The sequence below is a fragment of the Streptomyces sp. NPDC044719 genome, from assembly GCF_056433405.1.
The window spans coordinates 122,092-148,320 of the sequence record NZ_JBWKHE010000004.1 but is presented as its reverse complement, the minus strand read 5'-3'; the positions used below and the strand labels follow the sequence as shown (position 1 = coordinate 148,320).

General features: G+C 72.1%; 19 protein-coding genes and 1 pseudogene. All 20 read left to right on the top strand.

Annotation, left to right across the window (positions count from 1 at the left end; translation table 11 throughout):
* Positions 1-158 precede the first annotated feature (158 nt).
* Positions 159-1,637, top strand: coding sequence for a sugar transferase (locus AC07DF_RS16590; protein ID WP_478971253.1), 1,479 nt, complete (start codon positions 159-161; stop codon positions 1,635-1,637).
* Positions 1,638-1,719: 82 nt separating this feature from the next.
* Positions 1,720-3,045 (top strand): nucleotide sugar dehydrogenase, encoded by a 1,326-nt coding sequence (locus tag AC07DF_RS16585; protein WP_478971251.1) that lies wholly within the window; start codon positions 1,720-1,722, stop codon positions 3,043-3,045.
* Positions 3,035-4,314, top strand: a pseudogene (locus AC07DF_RS16580) (glycosyltransferase family 4 protein). Before AC07DF_RS16585 ends, AC07DF_RS16580 begins: the two are co-directional and overlap by 11 nt.
* Positions 4,311-5,678 (top strand): YveK family protein, encoded by a 1,368-nt coding sequence (locus tag AC07DF_RS16575; RefSeq protein ID WP_478971249.1) that lies wholly within the window; start codon positions 4,311-4,313, stop codon positions 5,676-5,678. Before AC07DF_RS16580 ends, AC07DF_RS16575 begins: the two are co-directional and overlap by 4 nt.
* On the top strand, positions 5,675-7,219 hold the full coding sequence (locus AC07DF_RS16570) for a Wzz/FepE/Etk N-terminal domain-containing protein (protein ID WP_478971247.1): 1,545 nt from the start codon (positions 5,675-5,677) through the stop codon (positions 7,217-7,219). The genes AC07DF_RS16575 and AC07DF_RS16570 overlap by 4 nt, the downstream gene beginning before the upstream one ends.
* 3 nt (positions 7,220-7,222) lie before the next feature.
* Entirely contained in the window at positions 7,223-9,139 is a 1,917-nt protein-coding gene (gene asnB, locus AC07DF_RS16565; RefSeq protein WP_478971245.1) for an asparagine synthase (glutamine-hydrolyzing), read from the top strand.
* Positions 9,136-11,307: a bi-domain-containing oxidoreductase gene (locus tag AC07DF_RS16560; protein WP_478971243.1), complete on the top strand. Its 2,172-nt coding sequence runs from the start codon at positions 9,136-9,138 to the stop codon at positions 11,305-11,307. Before asnB ends, AC07DF_RS16560 begins: the two co-directional genes overlap by 4 nt.
* Positions 11,304-13,247, top strand: coding sequence for a heparinase II/III family protein (locus AC07DF_RS16555; protein WP_478971241.1), 1,944 nt, complete (start codon positions 11,304-11,306; stop codon positions 13,245-13,247). The genes AC07DF_RS16560 and AC07DF_RS16555 overlap by 4 nt, the downstream gene beginning before the upstream one ends.
* Before the next feature lie 8 nt (positions 13,248-13,255).
* Entirely contained in the window at positions 13,256-14,779 is a 1,524-nt protein-coding gene (locus AC07DF_RS16550; protein WP_478971239.1) for a right-handed parallel beta-helix repeat-containing protein, read from the top strand.
* Between the two features lies 1 nt (position 14,780).
* Entirely contained in the window at positions 14,781-16,037 is a 1,257-nt protein-coding gene (locus AC07DF_RS16545; protein ID WP_478971238.1) for an O-antigen ligase domain-containing protein, read from the top strand.
* A gap of 2 nt (positions 16,038-16,039) precedes the next feature.
* A complete protein-coding gene (locus AC07DF_RS16540) occupies positions 16,040-17,260 on the top strand; it encodes a glycosyltransferase (RefSeq protein ID WP_478971236.1) in 1,221 nt (406 codons plus the stop codon).
* A complete protein-coding gene (locus tag AC07DF_RS16535; protein ID WP_478971234.1) occupies positions 17,261-18,496 on the top strand; it encodes a class I SAM-dependent methyltransferase in 1,236 nt (411 codons plus the stop codon). It abuts the gene before it with no gap.
* On the top strand, positions 18,493-19,287 hold the full coding sequence (locus AC07DF_RS16530) for a glycosyltransferase family protein (protein WP_478971232.1): 795 nt from the start codon (positions 18,493-18,495) through the stop codon (positions 19,285-19,287). The genes AC07DF_RS16535 and AC07DF_RS16530 overlap by 4 nt, the downstream gene beginning before the upstream one ends.
* Positions 19,284-19,931 (top strand): PIG-L deacetylase family protein, encoded by a 648-nt coding sequence (locus tag AC07DF_RS16525; RefSeq protein ID WP_478971230.1) that lies wholly within the window; start codon positions 19,284-19,286, stop codon positions 19,929-19,931. Before AC07DF_RS16530 ends, AC07DF_RS16525 begins: the two co-directional genes overlap by 4 nt.
* A gap of 3 nt (positions 19,932-19,934) precedes the next feature.
* A complete protein-coding gene (locus tag AC07DF_RS16520; RefSeq protein WP_478971228.1) occupies positions 19,935-20,969 on the top strand; it encodes an NAD-dependent epimerase/dehydratase family protein in 1,035 nt (344 codons plus the stop codon).
* Positions 20,957-22,240, top strand: a complete 1,284-nt coding sequence (locus AC07DF_RS16515) for a DUF4910 domain-containing protein (RefSeq protein ID WP_478971226.1) — start codon at positions 20,957-20,959, stop codon at positions 22,238-22,240. The genes AC07DF_RS16520 and AC07DF_RS16515 overlap by 13 nt, the downstream gene beginning before the upstream one ends.
* A gap of 5 nt (positions 22,241-22,245) precedes the next feature.
* Positions 22,246-23,535, top strand: a complete 1,290-nt coding sequence (locus tag AC07DF_RS16510; RefSeq protein ID WP_478972696.1) for a hypothetical protein — start codon at positions 22,246-22,248, stop codon at positions 23,533-23,535.
* Positions 23,532-24,479 (top strand): glycosyltransferase family 2 protein, encoded by a 948-nt coding sequence (locus AC07DF_RS16505; protein ID WP_478971224.1) that lies wholly within the window; start codon positions 23,532-23,534, stop codon positions 24,477-24,479. Before AC07DF_RS16510 ends, AC07DF_RS16505 begins: the two co-directional genes overlap by 4 nt.
* Positions 24,476-25,675 carry a polysaccharide pyruvyl transferase family protein gene (locus tag AC07DF_RS16500; protein ID WP_478971222.1) on the top strand — a complete coding sequence of 400 codons (1,200 nt, stop codon included), beginning with the start codon at positions 24,476-24,478 and terminating at the stop codon, positions 25,673-25,675. The genes AC07DF_RS16505 and AC07DF_RS16500 overlap by 4 nt, the downstream gene beginning before the upstream one ends.
* Positions 25,672-26,223 (top strand): dTDP-4-dehydrorhamnose 3,5-epimerase, encoded by a 552-nt coding sequence (gene rfbC / locus AC07DF_RS16495; protein WP_478971220.1) that lies wholly within the window; start codon positions 25,672-25,674, stop codon positions 26,221-26,223. The genes AC07DF_RS16500 and rfbC overlap by 4 nt, the downstream gene beginning before the upstream one ends.
* Positions 26,224-26,229: the final 6 nt, after the last annotated feature.

The following is a 26,229-nucleotide window of genomic DNA, read 5'->3' as shown; positions in this document are numbered from 1 at the left end:
GGGTTGTTGAGGCAGCTCCGCAAGGGCTGGGATGTCATGCGCACGACGAGGGGGCGGGGGCCTCCCCGGGGGACGAACGGCACGGGGGGAGGGGGCCTCCTGGGGGGAGGCACAGTGTTGGGCGAACACGTCGAACCACTGGTGAACTGGGGGGTTCTGTGCGGCAAGGGGGATTAGCCAGCCCGTATCCGTCAGCGCGCGGGCGTCTGGCGGACGGGGCGATCAGCCGGCCCGCGATCGATTGGGAGCAGCGGTACCGCCGTACCGTGATCATCAGCGATACCGTGGCCACCGCCTTCGTGGTGGCGGCCATCGGCAACTTCTTCGGGGCGCGGGACGCGGCCAACTGGCACGAGAAGTGGGGAATCCTCGCCTTCGGCACCGAGCTGCTGGTGCTGGGGGCGCTCACGGTGGGCCGGGCGTGGGCTCCGGCGGTGCTCGGCCAGGGCGCTGAGGAATTCCGCAGGCTCGGACGCTCGCTGTTCGCGGCGACCGTCGTACTGGCACTCGGGGGCATCGCCCTCACCTCGCGCAACATCAAGCTCTGGATCTTCGTCGCGATCCCCGCGATCGCGCTCGTCACCATGACCGCGCGCTATCTGCTGCGCCTCGGGCTGCACAAACAGCGGAAGGAAGGCCGGTGCCTGAGACCGGTGCTCGCCGCCGGCAGCCCGGCCACCGTGCACGACCTGATCACCCGGACCCGCAAGTTCCCGCACCTCGGCTGGCGGGTGGACGCGGTCTGCACGACGGACGGTCTCGGGATCGACGGTGATCAACTGGACGGAGTGCCGGTCGTCGGCCGGCTGGCGGACGTCGCGGGCCACGTCCGCCGCGACGGCTACCGGGTCGTCGCGGTCACACCGGACCCGCACTGGTCGCCGGACCGGCTGCAGCGGCTGGCCTGGAACCTCGAGGGCAGCGACGCCGAGATGGTCGTGGCCCCCGTGCTGATGGAGGTGGCCGGCCCACGGCTGCACATCGACGCGGTGCTCGGGATCCCGCTGCTGCGGGTCAGCCTGCCGGCCTTCACCGGGGGCCGCCGCGTGGTCAAAGGGGTCGTCGACCGAGTAGGCGCAACGTTTCTGCTGGTGCTGTTCGCCCCGTTGATGGTGTTCGTCGGGCTGCTCGTGCTGATGGACAGCCGGGGCGGGGTGTTCTACCGCCAGCGCAGGGTGGGCAAGGACGGCCGCGAGTTCACCATTCTCAAGTTCCGCACCATGGTCGCCGGGGCGCACGGGGCACGTGCCGAGCTGGCCGACCGCAACGACGGCGCAGGGCTGCTGTTCAAGCTCCGCCGGGATCCGCGGGTGACCCGGGTGGGAGCGGTGCTGCGCCGGTACTCGCTCGACGAGCTTCCGCAGTTGTTCAACGTGCTCACCGGATCGATGTCGCTCGTCGGTCCGCGGCCGCCGTTACCTGAGGAGTCCGCGGCGTACGGCCCGGACATCCGGCGGCGGCTGCTGGTCAAGCCCGGACTCACCGGCCTGTGGCAGATCAGCGGACGCAGCGACCTGTCGTGGGAGGAGGCGGTCCGGCTGGACCTGCGGTACGTGGAGGACTGGTCGCTGGCCCTGGACACGGTGATCTTGTGGAAAACGCTACGCGCGGTGCTCCACGGGCACGGGGCTTACTGATGCGCGGGGGGAAGCGGCGGGGCGGTCCCGCCGGCGCGCTGAGCGCAGGCCGCAAGGGCCTGCCTGGGGGGAGGAACGGGTCTTGAGAGTCAGTGTTTTCGGGCTCGGCTACGTGGGCTGCGTGTCGGCCGCGTGCCTGGCCGACATGGGCCACGACGTCATCGGGGTGGACGTCAACCAGGTGAAGGTCGACCTGGTCAACGACGGCAAGGCCCCGGTGGTCGAGGAACGGATCGGCGATCTCATCGCCGAGGTCGTGCGGACCGGAGCGTTACGCGCCACCGGTGACGTGCGCGAGGCGATCATGGACAGCGAAGTGTCACTGGTCTGCGTGGGTACGCCGTCGGAACCCAACGGCAGCCTGTGCACCACGTACTTGAAGCGGGTCACCGAGGAGATCGGCGCCGCGCTGGCCGAGAGGGCCGGGCGGGGAGGCCGGCACACCGTGGTGTTCCGCAGCACCATGCTCCCGGGCACCTGCCTGAACCTGCTGGTGCCGATCCTGGAGAAGTCCGTCGGCGGCACGGCCGGGGTGGACATCGGGGTCGCGGTCAACCCTGAGTTCCTGCGCGAGGGCACCAGCGTCCGGGACTTCTTCGACCCGCCCAAGACCGTCATCGGCGAACTCGACCCGGCGAGCGGCGATGCCGTGATGGCGCTGTACGAGGGCCTGCCCGGCGAGGTGTTCCGGGTGCCGGTCCCGACGGCCGAGGCGATCAAGTACGCGGACAACGCCTTCCACGGGCTCAAGATCGGCTTCGCGAACGAGCTGGGCGCGGTGTGCCAGGCGCTCGGCGTGGACTCGCACCAGGTGATGGACGTCTTCCTGGCCGACCGCAAGCTGAACATCAGCCCCGCCTATCTGCGGCCCGGCTTCGCCTTCGGTGGCTCCTGCCTGCCCAAGGACCTGCGCAGCCTGGTCCACGCGGCGCGGCGGGCCGACGTCTCGGTGCCCATCCTCGCCCATGTGCTGCCCTCCAACTCCGACCATCTGCAACGCGCGGTGGAGCTGGTCGAGCGCACCGGCAGGCGCCGGGTGGGCCTGTTCGGGCTGTCCTTCAAGCCCGGCACCGACGACCTCCGGGAGAGCCCGCTCGTCGAGCTGGCGGAGAGGCTCTTCGGCAAGGGGTACGACCTGAAGATCTACGACGCCAACGTGAGCCTCTCCCGGCTGATCGGCGCGAACCGCGAGTACATCGAGACCCGGCTGCCGCACCTGGCGCAGCTGCTCGCCGATTCGGTCGACGAGGTGCTGGAGCACGCCGAGGTGTGCCTCGTCGGGAGCAGCGATCCGGCCGTGCTGTCGGCGCTGCCCCATGGCGACGGCACGGTGATCGTCGATCTCATCCGCCTTCCCGACGCCGAGGCGCGCCGGGCCGAACCGGGGTACGTGGGCCTTGCTTGGTGACAGATCGCCGGATGACACGGCCGGCGGCGAGGGGACGAACCGGCGCGCGCTGATCCTGGTGGAGAACCTGTCGGTGCCGTTCGACCGGCGGGTGTGGCAGGAGTGCACGACGCTGCGCGACGCGGGCTGGGAGGTGCACGTCATCTGTCCCCGGGGGAACAAACGGGACACGGAGCCGGAGGCGGTGATCGACGGGGTGCGGATCCACCGCTATCCGTTGCGCGCGGCCACCGGAGGCCCGGCCGGCTACCTGCGGGAGTACGGATCGGCGTTGTGGCACACGGTCCGGCTGGCCCGGAAGGTCGGCCCGGTCGACGTGGTCCACGCCTGCAACCCGCCCGACCTGCTGTTCCTGCCGGCACTGTGGATGAAGCGGCGCGGCGCGCGGTTCGTCTTCGACCAGCACGACCTGGTACCCGAGCTGTACCTCTCCCGGTTCGACCGCGGCGAGGATCTGCTCTACCGCGCCGTGTGCGCGCTGGAACGGCTGACCTACCGGGCCGCGGACATCGTGCTCGCCACGAACGAGAGCTACCGGGACGTCGCGGTGCGCCGTGGCGGCCGACGGCCAAAGGACGTCTTCGTGGTGCGCAGCGCGCCCGCGACCGACCGATTCCAACCGGTGCCGCCCGAGCCGGAGTTGAAGCGCGGCAAGCCTCATCTGCTCTGCTACCTGGGGGTCATGGGCCCGCAGGACGGCGTCGACTACGCCTTGCGGGCCCTGGCGAAGCTGCGCGACGAGCTCGGGCGGACCGACTGGCACGCGGTGTTCGTCGGCTCCGGCGACGCCTTCGACGCGATGGTGGAGCTGTCCCGGCGGCTCGGGCTCAGCGAGCAGGTGCAGTTCACCGGGCGTATTCCGGACGCCGACCTGGTGCGCTACCTGTCCACCGCGGACGTGTGCCTCTCCCCCGACCCGCGCAATCCGCTCAACGACGTGTCGACCATGAACAAGGTCCTGGAGTACATGGCGATGGGCCGGCCGATCGTCTCGTTCGACCTGAAGGAGGCGCGGGTCTCCGCCGGTGACGCCGCCGTCTACGCGCAGGCCGACGACGAGGCCGAGTTCGCGAAGCTCATCACGCTGCTGCTCGACGATCCGGACAAGCGGGCCCGGATGGGCAGGATCGGCCAGGAGCGGATCAGCGGGCCGCTCTCCTGGCGGAACTCTCAGGCGTCGCTGCTCGCCGCCTACGCCGCTGCCTGCCGTGACCACGCTCCGGTGTCGAGGGCGACCCGTACCAGGCAGGGAAGAGGCCGCACTGTTGAGCGATGAAACAATACGCCTGGTCACGATCGGGCGGATCATCCGCCGGCGCGGGCGGCTGCTCACCATCCTCGCCGTGCTGGGTGCCCTCGTCGGCTACGGCACCTCCCTGCTGTTTCCTCCGCACTACACGACGTCGGCATCGGTTCTGCTGCCGGGGGCGTGGGAGGAGCGCGAGCTGCTGACCCAGGCGGAGATCGCGAGCAGTTCGGTGGTGGTCGACCGCGCTGCCGCAACGCTGGGCTGGAGCGGAGTCAGCGGCGGCGACCTGCGGGATCGGGTGAGCGCCCAGGCCGCAGACGGGAACATCATCAAGATCTCGGGCACGGCCGGCACCCCGGAGCGCGCCCAGCGGCTCTCCGACCAGGTCGCCCGGCAGTTCGTCGCATTCGCCGCGCGGATCGCGGGCGACGACACCGACCCCGAAGCGGCGGAGCGGCCCGAGGCACTGCGGCAGCTGGTGGTGCGGACCAGCCGCCGCATCACCGAGCTGGCCGATGCGGCCGATCCGGGGCAGACCGTGGAGAGCGTGCAGACCCGCACCGAGCTGGCCAAGCTGCGCACCACGCTGCAGGAGGCCGTGAAGAAGCTGGACGAGGCCGACCCGGCCGCCGACAAGGCCGGCATGGTCGTCATGGGCCCCGCGGCCCGGCCGGCCGGCGAGGCACCGCCGACGAGGACGCAGCTCGTCGCCGGCGGGGCCCTGCTGTTCTTCCTGCTCGCGGTCATCGGCCATCTCACCGCCGCGCGGATGAGCCGCCGGCCGCGCACCGAACCGGAGATCGCCGCGGCACTGGGCTCGGAGTCGCTGGGCGCCGTCGACGTACCCGGTGAACCGCCCGCGCACCGGACGGAGGACGGCGGCCAGCGGGCCCGGATCCGCCGGCTGCTGGGCGTCGACGTCCGTTGGGACGTACCGAGTCCGCAGACGTCCGGCGACGAGGCCGGAAGGCGGATCCGCTACCGGCGGGTGTGCGCCCGCCTCCGGGAGAGGCTGCCGGCCCCCCGGCGGCTGCTGGTCGTCGTCCCGGACGGTGACGACATCGCCCACCGGGCCGCCGGGCAGCTCGCCGCCGAGACCGAGAGCGATCCGCTGCTGCGGGTGGTGCGGATTTCGGTGGACCGGCCGATGGTGCCGGACCGCGACCACGAGTCCGGTGCCCTGGTCGTGGTCAGCGCGGGCCGCTGGACCGCGGGGGAACTCACCGGCATCGCCGAGGCGTGTGCCGACGCACGGCAGGAGGTCGTCGGCATCGTCCTCGCCGGCGCGGTCCAGGCCCGGCCGGCGCGGCCCGCCGGCCGTCCCCGGGACACCGCCGCTCCGGCGCTCGCGGTCGGCGACAACGCGGCGGGAGGTTCGCGGTGACGACGAGTACGACGTCGGAGCAGTCGGCCGCCGCTCCGCTGCTGGACCTCCAGGCGCTGGTGGTGGCGGTGCGCAGACGGCGGCGCCTGTGGTGCTCCATGGCGCTGCTGGGGCTGCTCGTCGGCGCGGCGGTGGCGATCCTGCTGCCGCCACCGCCGACCGCGGTGACCAAGGTGCTGGTCGCGCATCAGGAGGACCAGCCGAACGACCCCGGAACGCTGATCCGCACCGACGTCGAGCTGCTGCGAACCACACGGATCGCCGGCCAGGCCCTGCGGTCCCTCGGGTCCCCGGAGAAACCGGAGGACTTCATGCGGGACTACACGGGGACCGGCCTGACCAACAATCTGCTGCGGATCGATGCGACAGGTGACAGCGACGCGGAAGCGGTGGCCCGCGCCAAGGCGCTGGCCGACGCGTTCGTCGCGGACCATGTGAAGCGGATACGGGAAGCCGCGGACGCCGAGGCCAAGACCCTGCTCGACCAGCGTGACCGCATGCGGGACGAACTCGCCCAGGTCAACAAGGCGATCGGAGACGGACCGCCGGACAGCGACCCGAAGGCGTCGGCCGACATGGAGTCGCTCTTCGCCCGCCGGGCCGAACTCACCTCGCGTCTCACCGACTTCGGCCAGCGCGCCGCGGAGGCGCGCATCGGCACGCCCCAGCTCATCGCCGGCACACAGATCGTGGACGCCCCGCACGCGGTGCGGCACTCCCTGCCCAGGGCCGCTGCCACCGACGCCGCGATCGGGCTCGTCCTCGGGCTCGTCCTCGGGCTCGCGGTGGCCGCGGTCGGCACGGTGGTGGCGGACCGCCCCGTGCTGCGCCGGGACATCGCGGCGAACCTCGGCGCCTCGGTCATCGCGGAGCTCCCCCGCCGGTCCGCCGGACCGTGGCGGCGCCGGCGGCTACGGGCGGCGCGGACAAGGCTCACCGCGTCCCTGGCCCGCACCGTGCGCGGCTCCGCGGAACCGGTGTCGCTGCTGGAACTGGGGTGTGCGCGCAGCACGAGCGTGATCGCCCTGGACCTCGCCGGGGCATTGGCGGCGGAGGGGCCGGTGGTGATCGTCGACGGCCTGCCCGGCCGGCAGCTCTCAGGCCGTCGCCCGAAGCCGGGAGACCCGACCGTGGTCAGCGGCGGCGAGCGCGCCCCGGCCGTGCCGCATCAGGAACTCCGGCTCGGGGTCGGCTCGGTGGCACCCGGCACGGCGTGGACCGACCTCCCGTATCTCGGCACGCGGACCGTGCTCGTCGTGCGTGCCGGGCACGGCAGCACGGCATGGCTGCACACCGTGGCCCGGCAACTCGCGGACCAGCGCGTTCAGGTGCTCGGCGTGGTGCTGATCGACCCCGATCCGCGTGACCGGACCGACGGCACGCTGTGGGACGGGCCGCACACGGCGCTGCGCGTCCGCGGCGAGAAACCGGTCCGGCGGAACGGTGGGGGTACCTCCCACGCCGTTCAGGCAGTGGGGGAGGACGGGCGGCTGCCGGTGTGGGCCTCGCGGGGGCCGGACAACGACCAGGAGGCACGGTAGGACATGTGTGGCATAGCGGGTACTTACCGATGGCCGGACGGGAAGGTCGTGACCGACCGGCTCACCGACACCCTCGCCCACCGCGGTCCGGACGGGGCGGGCCGGTACAGCCACGCCGCCGGTGACGGCGAAGTGCACCTCGGGCACCGCCGGCTGGCCATCATCGACCTGTCCGGGACCGGCGCCCAGCCCATGGTCTCGGGCGGCCTCGTCCTGACGTACAACGGCGAGCTGTACAACGCGCCCGAGCTGCGGGCCGAACTGGCGGCTAGCGGGGTGCGCTTCCGCGGTACCTCCGACACCGAGGTGCTGCTGGAGGCCTGGCGGCGCTGGGGCACGGACTGCCTGCCCCGGCTGCGCGGCATGTTCGCGTTCGGGATCTTCGACGAGCGCACCGGTGAACTGGTCCTCGCCCGCGACCAGTTGGGCATCAAGCCGCTGTTCCTGCTCCGGCGCGGCGAGGGGCTGGTGTTCGCCTCCGAGCTCAAGGCCCTCGCCGCCGCCACCGGCGGGGCACTCGAGGTGGACCATGCGGCGCTGGTGGCCTCGCTCCTCTACTACTGGGTGCCGGACTCACGGTGCGCGTACCGCGAAGCGGAGAAGCTGCCACCGGGGAGCTGGCTGCGGATCCGGCCCGACGGCCGGGTGGAGCGCGGCCGTTACTGGCACCTGAAGGACGTCGCCGCCGAGGGCCGGGAGCGGGCCCGCAGCGGTGAACGGCCCGACCTGGCCGCCATCGTCGAGGAGTCGACCCGCCGGCACCTGCTCTCCGACGTACCCGTGGCGACGTTCCTCTCCGGCGGTCTCGACTCCAGCTGGCTGACCGCCCTGGCGGCCCGCCACCAGCCCGGGATCTCCGCCTACACGATCGGATTCCGCGCCGAGGACGCCAAGTTCGAGGCGATGCCGGACGACCTGCGCTACGCCCGGCAGGTGGCCGGGCGGTTCGGCGTCGACCTGCGGGAGATCGAGATCGCCCCGAACGTGCTCGACCTGCTGCCGCGGATGACGTACCACTTGGACGAGCCGATCGGCGACCCCGCCGCGATCAACACGTTCCTGATCTGCCAGGCCGCCCGGGAGGCCGGGGTCAAGGTGATGCTCTCGGGGATGGGCGCCGACGAGCTGTTCGCCGGGTACCGCAAGCACCTGGCCAATCTGCTCGCGCTGCGTTATCAGCGGGTTCCGCGGCCGGTTCGGCGCGGGGTGTACGCGGCCGTCGGCCGGCTGCCGGTCGCCACCAGCCGCAGGGGGCTGCGTTCTGTGCGGTTCGCGAAGCGATTCCTGTCCTTCGCCGATCTGCCGGAGGAGACCGCGTTCCGGCGCAGCTACACCATGTACGACCGGGACGAGCTGCTCGGCCTGATCAACCCGGATCTGGCAGGCACGGTCGACGACGTGCTCACCGAGCACCGGGACATCTACGAGGACAACCACCTCGACGACTTCGTGAACCGCATGTGCCTGGGCGATGCCCGGATGTTCCTGCCGGGCCTGAACCTCACCTACACCGACCGGTCGAGCATGGCCGCGTCGACCGAAGTGCGGGTGCCGTACGTGGACGTCGAGGTGGTGAAGGCCGCCTTCGCCTTTCCCGGCGATCGCAAGATCGTCGGCCGGCAGGGCAAGGCCGTGCTGAAGGAGGCGGCCACCTCGATCCTGCCCACTGAGATCGTCTACCGGCCCAAGGGCCTGTTCAGCGCCCCGCTGCGGGCCTGGATGAGCCGGGATCTCGCGCCGCTGGTGCGCGAGGTGATCAACGACGGCGAGCTCGTCCGCTCCGGGTTCCTGCGCCGGGACGCGCTGCGGCGCATGGTCGCCGAGGACACCGCCGGGCAGCAGGACTTCTCCAAGCATCTATGGCATGTGCTGACCCTCGAGTACTGGTACCGCGGCGCGACTTCTGGGGAGTTTGAGTGAAGCAGGTCGTACAGAACTACAAGAGCGGCGAGCTGGCGGTGCTCGACGTGCCGGTGCCGGGGTGCAAGCCGGGCGGTGTGCTGGTCCGCACCGCCTACTCGCTGATCTCCACCGGGACCGAGCTGATGAAGGTGTCCGAGGCCGGCATGTCGATGCTGGGCAAGGCCCGCTCCCGCCCGGACCAGGTGGCCAAGGTCATGCAGAGCGTGGCCACCAACGGGGTGCCCGCCACCTACCGCAAGGTGATGGGCAAGCTGGACTCCTACACGCCGCTGGGCTATTCGCTGTGCGGGGTGGTCGAGCAGGTCGGCGCCGGGATCGACGATGTGAAGGCCGGCGACCTGGTGGCCTGCGCCGGCAACGAGCACGCGCTGCACGCCGAGCTGAACTGGGTGCCGAAGAACCTCTACGTCCCGGTGCCGGGTGGCCTCGAACCGCGGCACGCGGCCTTCGGCACCGTCGGCTCGATCGCGATGCAGGGCGTCCGCCAGGGCGAGCCGCAGCTCGGCGAGGTGGCCCTGGTCATCGGACTCGGGCTGATCGGGCAGCTGGTGGTGCAGCTACTGGTCGCCTCGGGAGTGCGCGTGGTCGGCGTCGACCCCGACCCGGTCCGCTGCGAGCTCGCCGAGCGCCTGGGCGCCGCGGCCTGCGGCGATCCCGAGTCGGCGGCCGTGGAAGCCGCCGTCGCCGAACTCACCGACGGCCACGGCGTGGACCAGGTGTATCTGGCCGCCGGCGGCGGAAGCAACCAGCCCGTCGAGCTGGCCGCCCGGCTGTGCCGGGACCGTGGCCGGGTCGTCGACATCGGCAAGTGCCGTCTGGACCTGCCGTGGAACGCGTACTACGAGAAGGAGCTCGACGTCCGGTTCTCCCGCAGTTACGGCCCCGGGCGCTACGACCCGGAGTACGAGCTGGAGGGCCGGGACTACCCGATCGGCTATGTGCGCTGGACCGAGCGGCGCAACCTGGCGTGCTTCCTCGATCTCGTCGCCCGCGGCCGGGTCGACGTGGACCCGCTGATCTCCCACATCGCCGACTTCGACGACGCCGTCGAGACGTACCGGAGTCTGAAGGACGGCGAGCTGAAGGCCGTGGCCGTGCTGTTCCGGTACCCCGAACACGCGGTGGAAGCCGAGGCTCCGGCGGTGGCCGTTCCCTCGGTGGACGTGAAACGGAGTCCGGCCCGGGCCGCCGGGACGCCGGTGCGGCTGGCGTTCGTCGGCGCCGGGAACTACGCCACGTCGATGCTCCTGCCGCACCTGGCCGGACGCGACGGCGTCGAGCTGTCCACGGTCGTCACCACGACTGCGCTGTCCGGGGCCAACGCGCAGCGGAAGTTCGGCTTCGCCGAGGCGACCACCGACCTGGACGCGGTGCTCGGCGACGAGTCCATCGACGCGGTGTTCGTGGTCACCCGGCACAGCTCGCACGCCGACCTGACCCGCAAGGCGCTGCTGGCCGGCAAGGCGGTGTTCGTGGAGAAGCCGCTGGCCCTCACCGAGGACGAGCTGGCCGGCGTGCTCGCCGCGGTGGAGGAGTCCGGCAACGACCGGCTGCAGGTCGGCTTCAACCGCCGGTTCGCGCCGCTGCTCCAGGAGGCCCGGAAGCGGTTCGGCGCCCGGACCGGTCCGGCGAGCCTGCGCTATCTGGTCAACGCGGGCCGGCTGCAGCACGGCAGCTGGTACCTCCGGCAGGGCACCGAGGGCTCTCGGTTCGCCGGCGAGGGCGGGCACTTCATCGATACGGCGAGCTGGCTGCTCGAGGCCGACCCGGTCTCGGTGTACGCGGTCGCCACGTCCGGCAACGAGGACCTTCAGGTGGTGCTGCGCTATCCGGACGGGTCCACCGCCACCATCAGCTACGTCACCAACGGCGCGCCGGGCTTCCCCAAGGAGACGCTGGACCTGGTCGCCGACGGCAAGGCGCTGCGGCTCGACGACTTCGTCCGTGCCTCGGTCCACGGCCGCAAGCGATGGGTCAGTTCGCGGCTGCCCCAGGCCCGGGACAAGGGACAGAACGCCGAACTGGCCGCGTTCGTCAGGGCTGTGCGCAGCGGCGGGCCGATGCCGGTGCCGCTGGAGTCGCTGGTCGCCACCACGTCGGCCACCCTCGCGGTGCGGGCCGGCCTGGCAGCCGGTGCCCCGGTGACGTTGGCGGCGTCGCGATGACCATGAGTGCGGGTTGGTACTTACGTCGGCTGTCCCGGATGGGACCGCGGGAGGTCGGCGGCCGGGTGGGCGACGCGGTGCGCAGGCGGCGGTGGCGGTCGGCGCCGCCGGACTGCCCGAGCGTGACCGGCGCCCGTTTCACCGCGGTCCTGCCCGCGGGGACGCTCGACGCGGTGCCACCGGACGCCGCGAAACGTCTCGTCGCCGAGGCGGACCGGCTGATGGCCGGGCACGCCGAGTTCTTCGGAGTGGCCCGCGACGACCTGGCCGACCCGGACTGGTGGTACGACCCGAAGACCGGGCGCCGGGCCCCGTCGGGCTACGCCTTCGACGTGCCGTACCGCAGCGAGGACGCGGTCGGGGACATCAAGCAGATCTGGGAGCCGTCCCGGCACCAGTACCTCACCGTGCTGGCCGCCGCCTACGCGATCACCGGGGACGAGCGGTACGCCGACCGCGTGGCCGCGCACCTGCGGTCATGGTGGGCGGCCAACCCCCCGTTGCGCGGGGTGCACTGGGTCAGCGGCATCGAGCTGGGCATCCGGCTGCTGTCCTGGGTGTGGATCCGCCGGCTCCTCGACGGCTGGCCCGGCGCGGCCGGGCTGTTCGAGGGCAACCCGGTGGCGCTGAACCAGATCTGGCACCACCAGCGCTGGCTGGCCGCCTTCCCCAGCAGGGGGTCGTCGGCGAACAACCACGTCATCGCCGAAGCCGCCGGGCAGTTCGCGGCGGCCTGCGCGTTCGGCTGGTTCCCCTCCTCGGCGCGCTGGCGGACCGACGCGCTGCGGTCGCTGGAGCGGCACCTGCGAAGCAACACCTTCCACTCCGGCCTCAACCGCGAGCTGGCCAGCGAGTACCACGGACTGGTGCTGGAGCTCGGCCTGGCCGCGGTGGCAGAAGCCGATGCCGCGGGTGTGCCGGTCCCCGCGACCGTCCGCCTCGTGCTGCTGCGGATGACCGACGCCCTCGCGGCCGTCGTGGACAACCGGCTGCGGCCGCCGCGCCAGGGGGACGCGGACGACGGGCACGGCCTGGTCGTGGACGGGGCGGGCACCGACCGCTGGGCCTCGCTGCTGGCCACCGGGGACGCGGTGTTCGGCCGGCTCGACTGGTGGCCCGCGGTGACCGGCACCGATGTGCGCACCCCGCTGCTGGCCGCGCTCATCAGGCCCACTGAACCTGCCGTGTCCCGCCCGGTGAGCCGACCTGCCCACTTCGCGGATGCGGGCATGACCATCCTGCGCGGTCCCGGGGAGATCTGGTGCCGCTGCGACGGTGGTCCGCACGGGTTCCTGTCCATCGCCGCGCACGCCCACGCGGACGCGCTGTCCGTGGAGGTCCGGCACGACGGGGTCGATGTGCTCGCCGACCCGGGGACGTACTGCTACCACGGGCAGCCCGAGTGGCGGCGGTACTTCCGGTCGACCCTCGGCCACAACACCCTCCAACTGGACGGCGCCGACCAGTCCGTCTCCGGCGGTCCGTTCCTGTGGACCCGGCACGCCGAGACCCGCGTCCTGGACGCCCGCACCTCCGGCGAGGGCGTGGCCCGCTGGAGCGCCGAGCACGACGGCTACCAGGGCTCCGTGCACAGCCGCCGGGTGGAGCTGACGGCCGCGAGCCAGGAGCTGCGGGTGGTCGACGAGGTCCGGGGCGGCCGCCGGGCCGTGCGTCTCGCGTTCCACCTCGGCCCGGCGATCACCGCGGACCTGGAGGGAGACCGGGCCGTGCTCACCTGGACCCGGGACGGCGAGGACCGCTCCGCCGTCCTCGACCTGCCCGGGCGGCTGACCTGGCGGGCGCACCGCGGCGAGACCGACCCGCCGCTCGGCTGGTACTCGGCCGGCTTCGGACGCAAGGAACCCGCCACCACGCTGGTCGGCACCGGCTTCGCCGACGGCGCGGAAGGGTTCACCACCGTACTCACGTTCCGCCGCTAGGGGGGCTCGTGGTGATCAAGTGGCGGCTCCGGGCGTTATCGGCGGCACCGCTGGCCCTGGCCCTGCTGGCGGCGACCGGCTGTGACAGCCCGTCGGGCGCCGGGGCGAAGCCGGCCGCCGCGCCGTCGACCACGCCCGTGGCCCGGGTGTGCGCCGAGCCCGCGGCCGGGCCGGCGAAGGCGCCGGCGGGCGCGGTGACGGTCGACCCCGCGGTGGTCGGTGACCTGGCCGCGAAGACGAAGAGCAACCCCGAGAACACCACGTTCTGGCTGAGGCCGGGCAAGCACCAGCTCGAGCCGGACCGCTACGCCCAGGTCGTCCCCAAGAAGGGGAACAGCTACCTCGGCGCGCCGGGGGCGGTGCTCGACGGCCGGAAGACCAACCAGTACGCGTTCGGCGGCACCGCCCGCGACGTCACCGTCCGCCACCTGACCGTGCAGGGTTTCGTCGCGCCGCACAACGAGGGCGTGGTCAACCACGACTCGGCCGACGGGTGGGTGATCGAGCACGCGACGATCCAGAACAACTCCGGCGCCGGGCTGATGGCCGGTGCCCGCCAGCGGGTCCGCGCCAGCTGCCTGCGCGGCAACGGGCAGTACGGAATGAACGCGTACAAGACCGGTGGCCGTCTCAGCGGCCTGGTGGTCGAGGGCAACGAGATCGTGGGCAACAACACCGACGACTGGGAGCGGCGGCGGCAGGGCTGCGGCTGCACCGGAGGCGTCAAGTTCTGGGCCGTCGACGGCGCCGACGTGCGCGGCAACTGGGTGCACGACAACCGCGGAGCCGGGTTGTGGGCGGACACCAACAACAACGACTTCCGCATCGAGGGCAACGTGCTCGAGGCCAACGACGGTGCCGCGCTGATCTACGAGACCAGCTACAACGCGGTCATCCGGAAGAACACGATCCGCCGGAACAACCGGGTCGAGGGCCGCAGATCAGCCGATCGCGGCGACACCTTCCCGTTCGCGACCGTCTATCTCTCCGAGTCCGGCGGCGAACCACGGATCCGGGCCCGCACGGACAAGATCGAGATCTACCGGAACGTGCTGGAGGACAACTGGTCCGGGATCACCCTCTGGGAGAACGCCGACCGGTTCTGCAACAGCCCGGCCAACACCTCCTCCGGTGACTGCACCCTGCTGGTGAAGGACACCGACCGCTGCGCGCGGCCGGCGATCGCCTCGGCACCGCTCTACGCCGACTGCCGGTGGAAGACCCAGCGGGTGGACATCCACCACAACCGCTTCGTGCTGGACACCTCCGTCGTCGGGTGCACGGTGAAGTGCGACCGCATGGCGGTGCTGGCCAACTACGGCACCTATCCGGACTGGTCGCCCTACAAGGGCGAGCGGGTGGCGGAGGCGATCACTCGCGAGCAGCGCAACCGCTGGCACGACAACTTCTACGTCGGGCCTTGGAAGTTCGTCGCCCACGACCCGAGCCGGGTGCTCGACTTCGGGCAGTGGCAGGGCGCGCCGTACCAGCAGGACGCGGGCAGCACCTTCCGCGCGCGGGACGGTGGTTGAGATGAGCCCGGACCACACGGACCACACGGACCACACGGACCACAGGTCGAGGATCGTCGGTACGGCCTGGGGGCTGCTGATCCTCAACACGCTCGGCTCAGCCGGGGCGAAGACCATCGTCCCGCTGCCGCGCTCCCTCATCCAGATGGTCACCATGGGCGCGCTGGTCGCCGCGTTCGCGCTGGCGCTCGCCGTCAACCTCCGGCTGCGCATCCGGGCCAGTGCCTTCGTGTTCCTGCTCACCCTGCTGCTGGTACCGAGCGTGATCTCCAGCGCCAACCTGGAGTCCGGCTTTGGGGCGCTGTTCCGCTGCGCCCGGCTGGCGCTCTTCGTCGGCACGCTGTGGCTGCTCAGCCGCTGGTGGGACGGCGGCCTGACCTTCGTCCGGCATCACATCCGGATGTACTTCGCGGTGCTCGGGTCGGTGGCCGCGGGCCTGGTCATCTCACCGGGCGCGGCCCTGCCCGAGCTCTACGGCGGGCGGCTGGTCGGCGCGTTGTGGCCGCTCACCCCGCCTCAGATCGGCCAGTACGCCGCGGTGATCACCGGACTCGCCGTGCTGCTCGTGCTGGGCCGCCGGACCGACAGGGGCAGCGCGGCGGTGGTCGTCGTGCCGGCACTGGTCCTGCTCGCGCTGACCCATACCCGGACGGCCACTCTCGGCCTGTTCACCGGGCTGGCGTTGGCGATCGGCTCGCTCGTCCTGACCAGTGCCGCCGCCCGCCGGTTCTTCGCCTGGGCGGTGCTGTGCGCCGCCGTGGCCGCGGTGGGGTTCTCCTCCGCGCTGCAGGCCTGGTTCCTGCGGGGCCAGAGCCAGGAGAACTTCACCAGCCTCACGGGCCGGGCCAAGGTCTGGGACGCCCTGCTGGCGGCGCCCCGGTCGACCTCGGAGTTCCTGTTCGGCGCGGGTCTGGGCGACAAGTCGTTCGGCGGGCTGCCGATCGACAACAGCTGGCTGGCCGTCTACCACGAGCAGGGGATGACCGGTGTGGTCCTGGTGGCGGCGATCATCATCGTGCTGGGCGGGGTCGCGTTGCTGCGGCCGCCGTCGCTGCAGAGGGCCTGCGCGATCTTCCTGATCAGCTACTGCGCGATCGCGTCGTACACCGAGGCCGGGCTGGGCGACGCCTCGCCGTATCTGCTGCATCTGGCCGTGGCGGCCTCACTGCTGGCGGCACCTGCCGAGACCCCTCCCTCGACGCCCGAAGTCCCCGTACGACGTACCCCGCGCTGGGCCCGGACATCGGAGGTGACCTGAGCATGCACGTCCTCGTGGTGCACAACCGCTACGCCTCGGCACAGCCGAGCGGGGAGAACAAGGTCGTCGACCAGGAGGTGGCGCTGCTGCGCGGGGCCGGGCACCGGGTCGAGGTGTTCGAGCGGCGCAGCGACACCATCGCCGACCGGTCCCTCCTGGCCAAGGCCGCTGTGCCACTCCTCGTGCCGTGGAACCCGGCGGTGCGTACGGAGCTCGCCGCCATGCTGCGCGCCGGGCGGCCGGACGTGGTGCACGTGCACAACGTCTTCCCGCTCCTGTCACCGGCGGTGCTGGCCGCCTGCGCCGACGCCGGTGTGCCGGCCGTCGCCACGCTGCACAACTACACCCAGGTCTGCCCGCCCGGAACGCTGCAGCGGGACGGCCGGCCGTGCACCGAGTGCGTCGGGGCGACGCCGCTGCCCGCCGTCCGGCACGGCTGCTACCGCGGCTCCCGCCTTGCGACGGTGCCGCTCGCGGTCAGCCTGTCGGTCAACCGGCGGCGCTGGTGGTCCGGCGTGGAGCGGTTCTTCTGCATCTCCGCGGCACAGCGCGACGTCCTGGTGCGGGCCGGCATGCCGCCCGGGCGGCTGGCGGTGAAGCACAACTTCGTGCCCGACCCCGGCACTTGCCGAGAGGGCGCGGGCGAACATCTGCTCTATCTCGGCCGGCTCGCGGAGGCCAAGGGCGTGCGGCTGCTCATGGCCGCGTGGGACGAGATCGCGGCGAACGGCGGTGTGGGCGTTCCGCTCGTGATCGCCGGCTCGGGGCCACTGGAGCCGGAGGTGACCGCCTGGGCGGCGGACCGGGACGACGTGCGCTACGTCGGCCTGTACGACACGGCGGAGTGCCGGGAGGCCGTCGCGCGCGCCGTCGCCGTGGTGGCTCCTTCGACATGGCTGGAGGCGTTCGGCCTGGTGGTCGTGGAGGCGATGGCGGCGGGGGTCCCGACCGTCGCCGCCGGCCACGGTGCCTTCGTCGAACTCGTCGAGGACGGGGTCACCGGGCTGCTGCACGAGCCGGGTGACCCCGCCTCGCTCGCGGATCGCCTGCGCCGGATCACGGCGGAGCGAGCCCGCAACCGGGAGATGGGCCGGGCGGCCCGGCGCCGCTACGAGCAGGGCTTCAGCCCGGCCGTCGGCCTGGAGCGCCTGGTGGAGGGGTACCGCTCCGCGATCGCGGGGCGGACGGAATCGATCGGGGACCGAATCAATGGGGGGCAGTAAATGACACGATGCCGACTCTGCGGCTCGGCGGCGCTGGCGAGCGTCGTCGATCTCGGGGCGACACCGCCGTGCGAGAGCTTTCTCGCCGCGGACCAGCTGGACCGGCCGGAGCCGGCGTACCCGCTGCACCTGCGGGTCTGCACCGACTGCTGGCTGGCGCAGATCCCGCCGCTGATCACGCCGGAGGAGACGTTCGAGGAGTACGCGTACTTCTCCTCTTTTTCGACCTCCTGGGTGGAGCACGCGCGCACCTTCGTCGCCGACGCCGTGCGGCGGGTGGATCTCGGCCCCGACGCCTTCGTCGTGGAGGTCGCCAGCAACGACGGGTACCTGCTGAAGCACGTGGTGGACCGGGGGATCCGCTGCCTGGGCATCGAGCCGTCGGTGAACGTCGGCGCCGCGGCGCGGGACGCGGGTGTGCCCACGCTCACGGAGTTCCTGAGCCCGGACACCGGCTCGGCGGTCCGCGAAGAGCACGGCCCGGCGGACCTGGTCGTGGCCAACAACGTGTACGCGCACATCCCCGACGTCGTCGGGTTCACCCAGGGGCTTCGGGCCCTGGTCGCCGACGACGGCTGGGTCTCCATCGAGGTGCAGCACCTGCTGACCCTGATCGAGGAGAACCAGTACGACACGATCTACCACGAGCACTTCCAGTACTACACGGTAGCGTCCGCGACCCGGGCGCTGGCGAGCGGCGGACTCACCCTCGTGGACGTCGAGTTGCTGCCCACGCACGGCGGCTCCATCCGGCTGTGGGCCCGGCCGGCCGAGGTGGCCGGCGAGCCGGCGCGGCGGGTGGCGGACGTGCTGGCCCGGGAGAAGGCCGCCGGGCTGCAGGAACTGTCCGGGTACGCCGAGTTCTCGGCCCGGGTGGCCAAGGTGCGCCGGGACCTGCTCAAGTTCCTCATCGAGGCGGCCGAACGCGGCGAGACGGTCGTCGGCTACGGCGCCCCGGGCAAGGGCAACACGCTGCTCAACCACTGCGGCATCCGTCCCGACCTGCTCGCGTACACGGTCGACCGGAACCCGTACAAGCACGGCCGGTTCACACCGGGCACCCGCATCCCGATCCTGCCGCCCGAGCGGATAGCCGCCGACAAACCGGACTACGTGCTCGTCCTCCCCTGGAACCTGCGGGCCGAGCTGGTCGAGCAGCTGTCCTTCGTGCAGGACTGGGGCGGCCGGCTGGTCTTCCCCATCCCGGAACTGAGCATTGTCGAGGTCAAGGCATGAAGGTCGTACTGTTCTGCGGCGGTTACGGGATGCGGATGCGCAGCGGTGCCGCGGACGACGTGCCCAAGCCGATGGCGATGGTCGGCCCCAGACCGCTGATCTGGCACGTCATGCGCTACTACGCGCACTACGGGCACACGGAGTTCATCCTGTGCCTCGGGTACGGCGCCCACCACATCAAGGACTTTTTCCTCAACTACGAGGAGACGACGTCCAACGACTTCGTGCTGCGGGGCGGGCGGACCGAGCTGCTGTCCACCGACATCGCCGACTGGACGATCACGTTCGCGCAGACCGGCATCGAGTCACCCATCGGGGAGCGGCTGCGCCGGGTGCGGCACCACCTGGACGGCGACGAGATGTTCCTCGCCAACTACGCCGACGTCCTCACCGACGCCCCACTGCCGGAGATGATCGACCGGTTCGCGCAGCGCGACGCGGGTGCGTCGATGATGGTGGTGCCGCCGCAGTCCTCGTTCCACTGCGTGGACCTGGGCGAGGACGGCCTGGTCGGGGGCATCACCGCGGTGAGCGACATGCCGCTGTGGGAGAACGGCGGCTACTTCGTGCTCCGCCAGGAGGTCTTCGACCACATCCCGGAGAACGGGGACCTGGTCGCCGACGGGTGCGCCCAACTGGCCAAACGGGGGCGGCTGGTGGCGCACCAGCACCGCGGCTTCTGGAAGCCGACCGACACCGTGAAGGAACGGGCCGCGCTCGACGACGCCTACGCCCGGGGCGACCGTCCGTGGGCCGTGTGGGAGCAGGACGGCGTCGGAGCCGGGGCGTGATCCGGCTCGGGGCCGGGCCCCTGGACCGGATCGTCGCGGTGGGCGCGCACTGCGACGACATCGCCATCGGCGCGGGCGGCACGCTGCTCGCGATGTGCCTCGCGCGGCCTGGCCTGCGTGTCGACGCGCTGGTGCTCTCCGGCGGCGGTACCGACCGGGAGCAGGAGGAGCGGGCCGCGCTCGCCGCCTTCTGCCCGGGCGCCGACCTGCGGCTCACCGTGCACAAGCTGCCGGACGGCCGGCTGCCCGCGTACTGGGAGGAGGCGAAGGCCGCGGTCCAGGAACTGCGCGGACAGACCGAGCCGGATCTGATCCTGGCCCCGCGCACCGATGACGCGCACCAGGACCACCGCGGCCTGGCGCGGCTCATACCCACCGCGTTCCGCGATCACCTCGTGCTCGGCTACGAGATCGTCAAGTGGGACGGCGACCTCGGCCGTCCGTCCGCGTACCAGCCGCTGGCGCCGGAGATCGCCGAGCGGAAGGTGCGGCTGCTGCAGGAGCACTACCCCTCGCAGCGGCACCGGCCCTGGTACGACCGGGAGGCCTTCCTCGGGCTGGCCCGGATCCGCGGCATCGAATGCCAGGCGCGCTACGCCGAGGCGTTCGCCGTCACCAAACTCACGCTCCATCTGGGGGGATGAACCATGCGCGTACTGCTGACCGGACACCAGGGCTACCTGGGCACCGTGATGGCCCCGGTCCTCGCGGCCGCCGGACACGATGTCGTCGGTCTTGACGCCGGCCTGTTCGCCGACTGCGTGCTGGGCGAGCCGCCCGCGGACCCTTCGGGGCACCGGGTGGACCTGCGCGATGTCACGGCCGAACACGTGGCCGGGGTCGACGCCGTGATCCACCTGGCCGCGCTGTCCAACGACCCGTTGGGCTCGCTGGCGCCGGAGCTCACCTACGACATCAACCACCACGCGTCCGTGCGCCTCGCGCGGCTGGCCCGCGACGCCGGGGTGCGGCGCTTCCTGTACGCGTCGACCTGCTCGGTCTACGGGGCGGCAGGCGACCCCGACTTGTCGAACTTGGTGGGCGAGGACGCCCCGCTGCGCCCGGTGACGCCGTACGCGGAGTCCAAGGTGCGGGTGGAGGACGACCTGCACGCGCTGGCCGACGGCGACTTCAGCCCGGTGTACATGCGCAACGCCACCGCTTTCGGCTACTCCCCCAGGCTGCGCGCCGACATCGTGCTGAACAACCTGGTGGGCCACGCGCTGCTGTCCGGTGAGGTGCTGGTGCTCTCCGACGGCACCCCATGGCGCCCGCTGGTGCACGCCGCCGACATCGCACGGGCCTTCACGGCCGCTCTGACGGCGCCACGCGAGGCGGTGCACGACCGGGCGTTCAACATCGGCAGCGAGACCAACAACGTCACCGTCGCCGAGATCGCCGAACAGGTCGCCGAGGCGGTGTCCGGCGCGAAGGTGAGGATCACCGGGGAGAACGGCGCCGACCCGCGCTCGTACCGCGTGGACTTCTCCCGGTTCCGCGCCGCGATCCCCGGTTTCGACTGCGAGTGGTCGGTCAAGCAGGGCGCGCTCGAACTCGCCGACGCCTACCGGAAGTTCGACCTGACCCGGGAGAACTTCGAGCAGCGCTTCACCCGTCTCGCCGTGCTGCGCGCGGCGTCCGGCGCCGGCACCGTCGACGACACCCTGCGGTGGCGCCGGTGACAGCGGTCGGCGAGGAGATGCACGCGCTGGTGGAGCGGCTGTACCCGCTCTGCCGGAGCATCACCGGCGACGGTGTGCGCGCCACCCTGGACATCGTCGGCGAGTACGTCCCGCTCCAGGTGCACGAGGTGCCGACCGGGACGCAGGTGCTCGACTGGACGGTGCCGCAGGAGTGGAACATCCGGGACGCGTACATCGCCGACTCCGCCGGCAACCGGGTCGTCGACTTCGCCGCGTCCAGCCTGCACGTGCTCGGCTACAGCGTGCCGGTGTCGACGGCCATGCCGCTCGCCGAGCTGCGCGAACACCTGCACACCCTGCCGGAACACCCGGCGTGGGTGCCCTACCGCACCAGCTATTACAAGCCGCAATGGGGCTTCTGCCTGGCCCAGGAGACCTTGGACGCGCTGCCGGAGGGCGATTACGAGGTACGGATCGACTCCACCCTCGCCGACGGCCATCTCACCTACGCCGAGCACGTGGTCCCCGGCCACGTCGCCGACGAGGTGATCGTCTCCTGCCATGTCTGCCACCCGTCGCTGGCCAACGACAACCTGGCCGGCATCGCGGTGGCGACGTTCCTGGCCCGGGCGCTGGCGGAGGAGAAGCCGCACTACACCTACCGGTTCATCTACGCGCCCGGCACCATCGGGGCGATCACCTGGCTGGCCCGCAACGCGGAGCGGATCGAGCGGGTCAAACACGGCCTCGTGCTCGCCTGCGCGGGCGACTCGGGACAGCTGACGTACAAGCGGAGCAGGCGCGGCGACGCGGAGATCGACCGAGTGCTGCGGCATGTGCTGGCCGCCTCCGAACGCCCGCACAGCATCAACGAGTTCACTCCGTACGGCTACGACGAGCGGCAGTTCTGCTCGCCCGGGTTCGACCTCGGCGTGGGCTCGCTCAGCCGCACGCCGTACGCGGGCTACCCCGAGTACCACACCTCCGCGGACAACCCCGGCTTCGTCTCCCCCGAGACGATGGCGGACACGCTCGCCGTCTGCCGTGAGGCGTTCGCCGTCCTCGACCGCAACCGGAGGTACCTCAACCTCAGCCCCTACGGCGAACCGCAGCTCGGCCGGCGCGGGTTGTACGACGCGCTCGGCGGGCGCAGCGACACCAAGCAGGCCCAGATGGCCATGCTCTGGGTGCTCAGCCTCTCCGACGGCGAGCACAGCCTGCTGGACGTCACCGAGCGGTCCGGGCTGCCGTTCGACACCGTCGCCGCCGCGGCCGACGCCCTGCACGGCGCCGGTCTGATCAAGGCATGACCCGGATGGCCACCGAGGAGGAGAAGGCGACGGCACCGGCGGGATCCGCCCGGCGGGCCTTCGCCGGCCGGCTGTCCTGGGGACTGGCCGACCAGGCGGCCTCCAGCATCAGCAACTTCGCGGTGGGGATCTGTGTGGCCCGCTCGCTGGGCGTGACCGCGTTCGGCGTGTTCAGCCTCGCCTGGGTGACGTACGGAGTGGTGCTCAACGTCTCCCGCGGGCTGGCCACCGATCCGCTCGTGGTGCGCTTCAGCGGCGTGTCCGACGCGTCCTGGCGGGGGGCGGTGGCCCGGTCGTCGGGTACCGCCCTCGGCGTCGGTGCCGCCATCGGCGCGGCCTGTCTGGTGGTCGGTCTCGCGCTCGGCGGGCGCGTGGGGCCCGCGTTCGCCTGCCTGGGCGTCATGCTGCCGGGGCTGCTGCTCCAGGATTCCTGGCGGTACGCGTTCTTCGCCGCGGGCACCGGGCGGAAGGCGTTCGTCAACGACGTCGTGTGGGGCGTCGCGCTCGTCCCGGCCATGGTGGTGGCGGCCCGCGTGGGCAGCGTGGCCGCCTTCGTGCTCGCCTGGGGCGCGTCCGCCACGGTGGCCGCCGCGTACGGCTACGTCCAGTCCGGCATCCTGCCCCGGACGGCCCGGGCACGCGCCTGGCTGCGCGAGCAACGCGACCTCGGCTACCGGTACCTCGTCGAGAACGTCAGCCTCAGCGGCGCGAGCCAGCTGCGTGCGTACGGGCTCGGCGTGATCGCCGGGGTCGGCGCGGTGGGCGCGGTCCGGGGCGCCGAGCTCCTGCTCGGCCCTTTCCTCGCCGTGCTGATGGGGCTGTCGCTGGTCACCGTCGCGGAGGCGGCACGGGTGCTGCGGCGGGCCCCGCACCGCCTCGGCAGGTTCTGCCTCCTGCTGGGCGGTGGGCAGGCCGTCGCCGCGCTGCTGTGGGGCGGGGCGCTGCTGCTGATGCCGGACCGGCTCGGCGAGCTCGTGCTCGGCGACGTCTGGCACTTGGCCGCACAGCTCATCGTGCCGGTCACCCTCGGCGTCGCGGGCGCCGGCCTCGGCACCGGCGCGGCGGCCGGGCTGCGCGCGCTCGCCGCGGCCCGGCGCAGCCTGCGCTGCCAGCTCTTCGCCTCCGCCTGCTACGTCGTCGGCGGGCTCGGCGGAGCGGCCCTGGCCGGCACGGTCGGCTCGGCCTGGGGCGTCGCCGCCGCGACCCTCGCCGGTTCGGCCGTGTGGTGGCTGCAGTTGCGGTCCGCCCTGCGCGAGCACCTGAAGGAACCCATCCCTGAAGTGAGGACGTCATGACCGCCCATCCCCGGCTGAGCATCGGCCTGCCCGTGTACAACGGCGAGGAGTACTTGGCCGAATCGCTCGACGCCCTGCTCGGCCAGACCTACGAGGACTTCGAGCTGGTCATCTCCGACAACGCCTCGACCGACGGGACCGAGGACATCTGCCGCAAGTACGCGGCGCAGGACTCACGCGTCCGGTACATCCGGCTGCTTCGGAACATCGGCGCCGCGCCGAACCACAACTACGTGTTCACCGAGTGCCGCGGCGAGCTGTTCAAATGGGCCTCGCACGACGACCTCTACGCCCGGGACCTGCTGCGGCGCTGCGTGGAGGCGCTGGACGCGCGGCCGGACGTGGTCCTCGCGCACTCCGACCAGGCGGTCATCGACGGCGAAGGACAGGTGACGGTCCCCTACGAGTACGGGCTCGCCACCGCTTCCCCGCACGCGCCGGAGCGCTTCCGCAGCTTCCTGTTCGAGCCCGGTGGCGACGACTTCTACGGGGTGATGCGCGCCGACACGCTGCGCCGGGTGAAGCCGCACGACAGCTATCACCACGCGGACCGCACGTTCGTCGCCGAGATCGTCCTGCACGGGCCCTTCCACCAGGTGCCGGAGGTCATGTACTTCCGCCGCGACCACCCCACCCGCGCCGAGCGGGCGAACCCTTCCAAGCGCTCCCGGTGCGTCAACCTGGACCCGCGCCGGGCGGGCCGGCTGCACCCGACGCCCCGGCTGCTCGCCGAGTACGTCGGGGGCTTTGTCTCGGCGATCCGGCGGGCGCCGCTGTCCGCGGCCGACCGGCGCGCCTGCTACCGCCACTTGGCCGCGTGGATGACCAGCCGGGTCCGGCCGGGGGCGGGCGAGCGGGTGGAGGACCGCGCCCCGGTCGACCCGGCCAGGCTCACCGTCTCCGTCGACGACCTCGTCGCAGGACGCGAGGGGCGGCGGCCATGAGAACTCCCGTACACGTCGGGGTGTTCGGCCTGCTCGGCTCCGGCAACCTCGGCAACGACGGGTCGCTCGAAGCCGTACTCGGGTACCTCCGCGCCGAGCATCCGGACGCGGTCGTGGACGCGCTGTGCGGCGGACCCGAGGTCGTCACGGCCCGGTACGGGATCGCCGCGACGCGGCTGCACTGGTACCGCGGGGAGTACCGGACCGCGTCCCGTGCGGGCGCGATCGTGGGCAAGGGGCTGGGCAAACTCGTCGACGTCGTCCGCACCGCCGCCTGGGTGCGCCGGCACGACGTGGTGATCGTGCCGGGCATGGGCGTCCTCGAGGCCACGTTGCCGCTGCGGCCGTGGGGCTTCCCGTACTCGCTGTTCCTGCTCTGCGCGACCGGCCGGCTGTTCGGCACCAAGGTCGCGCTGGTCGGCGCCGGCGCCGCCCCGATCCGCGACCGGGCGACCCGGGCCCTGGTGCGCCGGTCGGCGCGGCTGGCCGCCTACCGGTCGTACCGTGACACCCTGTCCCGCGACGCGATGCGGGAGATGGGCGTGGACACCGCGCGCGACGAGGTCCACCCGGACCTCGCGTTCGCCCTGCCGGCGCCCCCGGCGAGCGGGCCGTCGGGCCCGCCGGGCCTGGTCTGCGTCGGCGTCATGGACTTCCACGGCGCCAACGACGACCGTGCCCGTGCCGAGGAGATCCACCGCCGCTACCTCGACGGCACAACGCGCTTCGTCCGCGCGCTGGTCGAGGACGGCAGGCCGGTGCGGCTGCTCACCGGCGACGCGTGCGACGCGTCGGTGGTCGCCGCGATCCTCGACGCGGTGGACTCGCCGCTGGTCACGGCCGCGGAGGCGGCCTCGCTGGCCGACCTGATGAAGGAGACGGCGGCGGCCGACACCGTGGTGGCGACCCGGTATCACAACCTGGTCTGCGCGCTGAAGACCGGAACGCCGACCCTCGCCCTCACCTACGCGGCGAAGAGCGACGCCCTCATGGACCGGATGGGCCTTGCCGCGTACTGCCATCCGGCCCGTGCGGTCGACGCCGACCGGCTGCTGGAGCAGTTCCGTGCGCTGGAGAAGCGCTCGGCGGAGCTACGGCAGACCCTGGCGGAGCGGAACCAGGCCGCCGCCCGGCAACTCGCAGTCCACTTCACCGCCTTGACGGCAGCCCTGTTCCCAGCGAAGGAGACTCCATGAAGGCGACCGAAGTCCCGGAGGTGTCGGGCGCGTTCCTCTTCGAGCCGACTCCCTACGCCGACGAACGCGGCTTCTTCTGCCGCACCTTCGACGCCGACGTGATCCGCTCGGTGGGCCTCGACCCGGACGCCTTCGTCCAGGACAGCGTGTCCCGCTCGGTCCGGGGCGTGCTGCGCGGCCTGCACCTGCGCTCCGGCAAGGGCGAGGCCAAGCTGGTGCGGTGCTCGTACGGGAGGATCTTCGACGTCGTCGTGGACCTGCGCACGGACTCACCGACCTACCGCAACGTGGCCACCTTCGAGCTGTCCGGCGAGACGCAGACGACCCTGTACATCCCGGCGGGGTGCGCGCACGGCTTCCAGGCGCTGACCGAGACCGCCGACACCTCGTACCGGATCGACCGCCCGCACGATCCGGCCGAGGACGTGACGATCGCCTTCGACGACCCGGAGCTCGCGATCCGCTGGCCGCTGCCGGCCACATCGATGTCCCAGCGGGACCGGGAGGCCCCGAGCCTCGCCGAGGTCCTGAAGCAGAGAGAGAGCTGAAGTCAG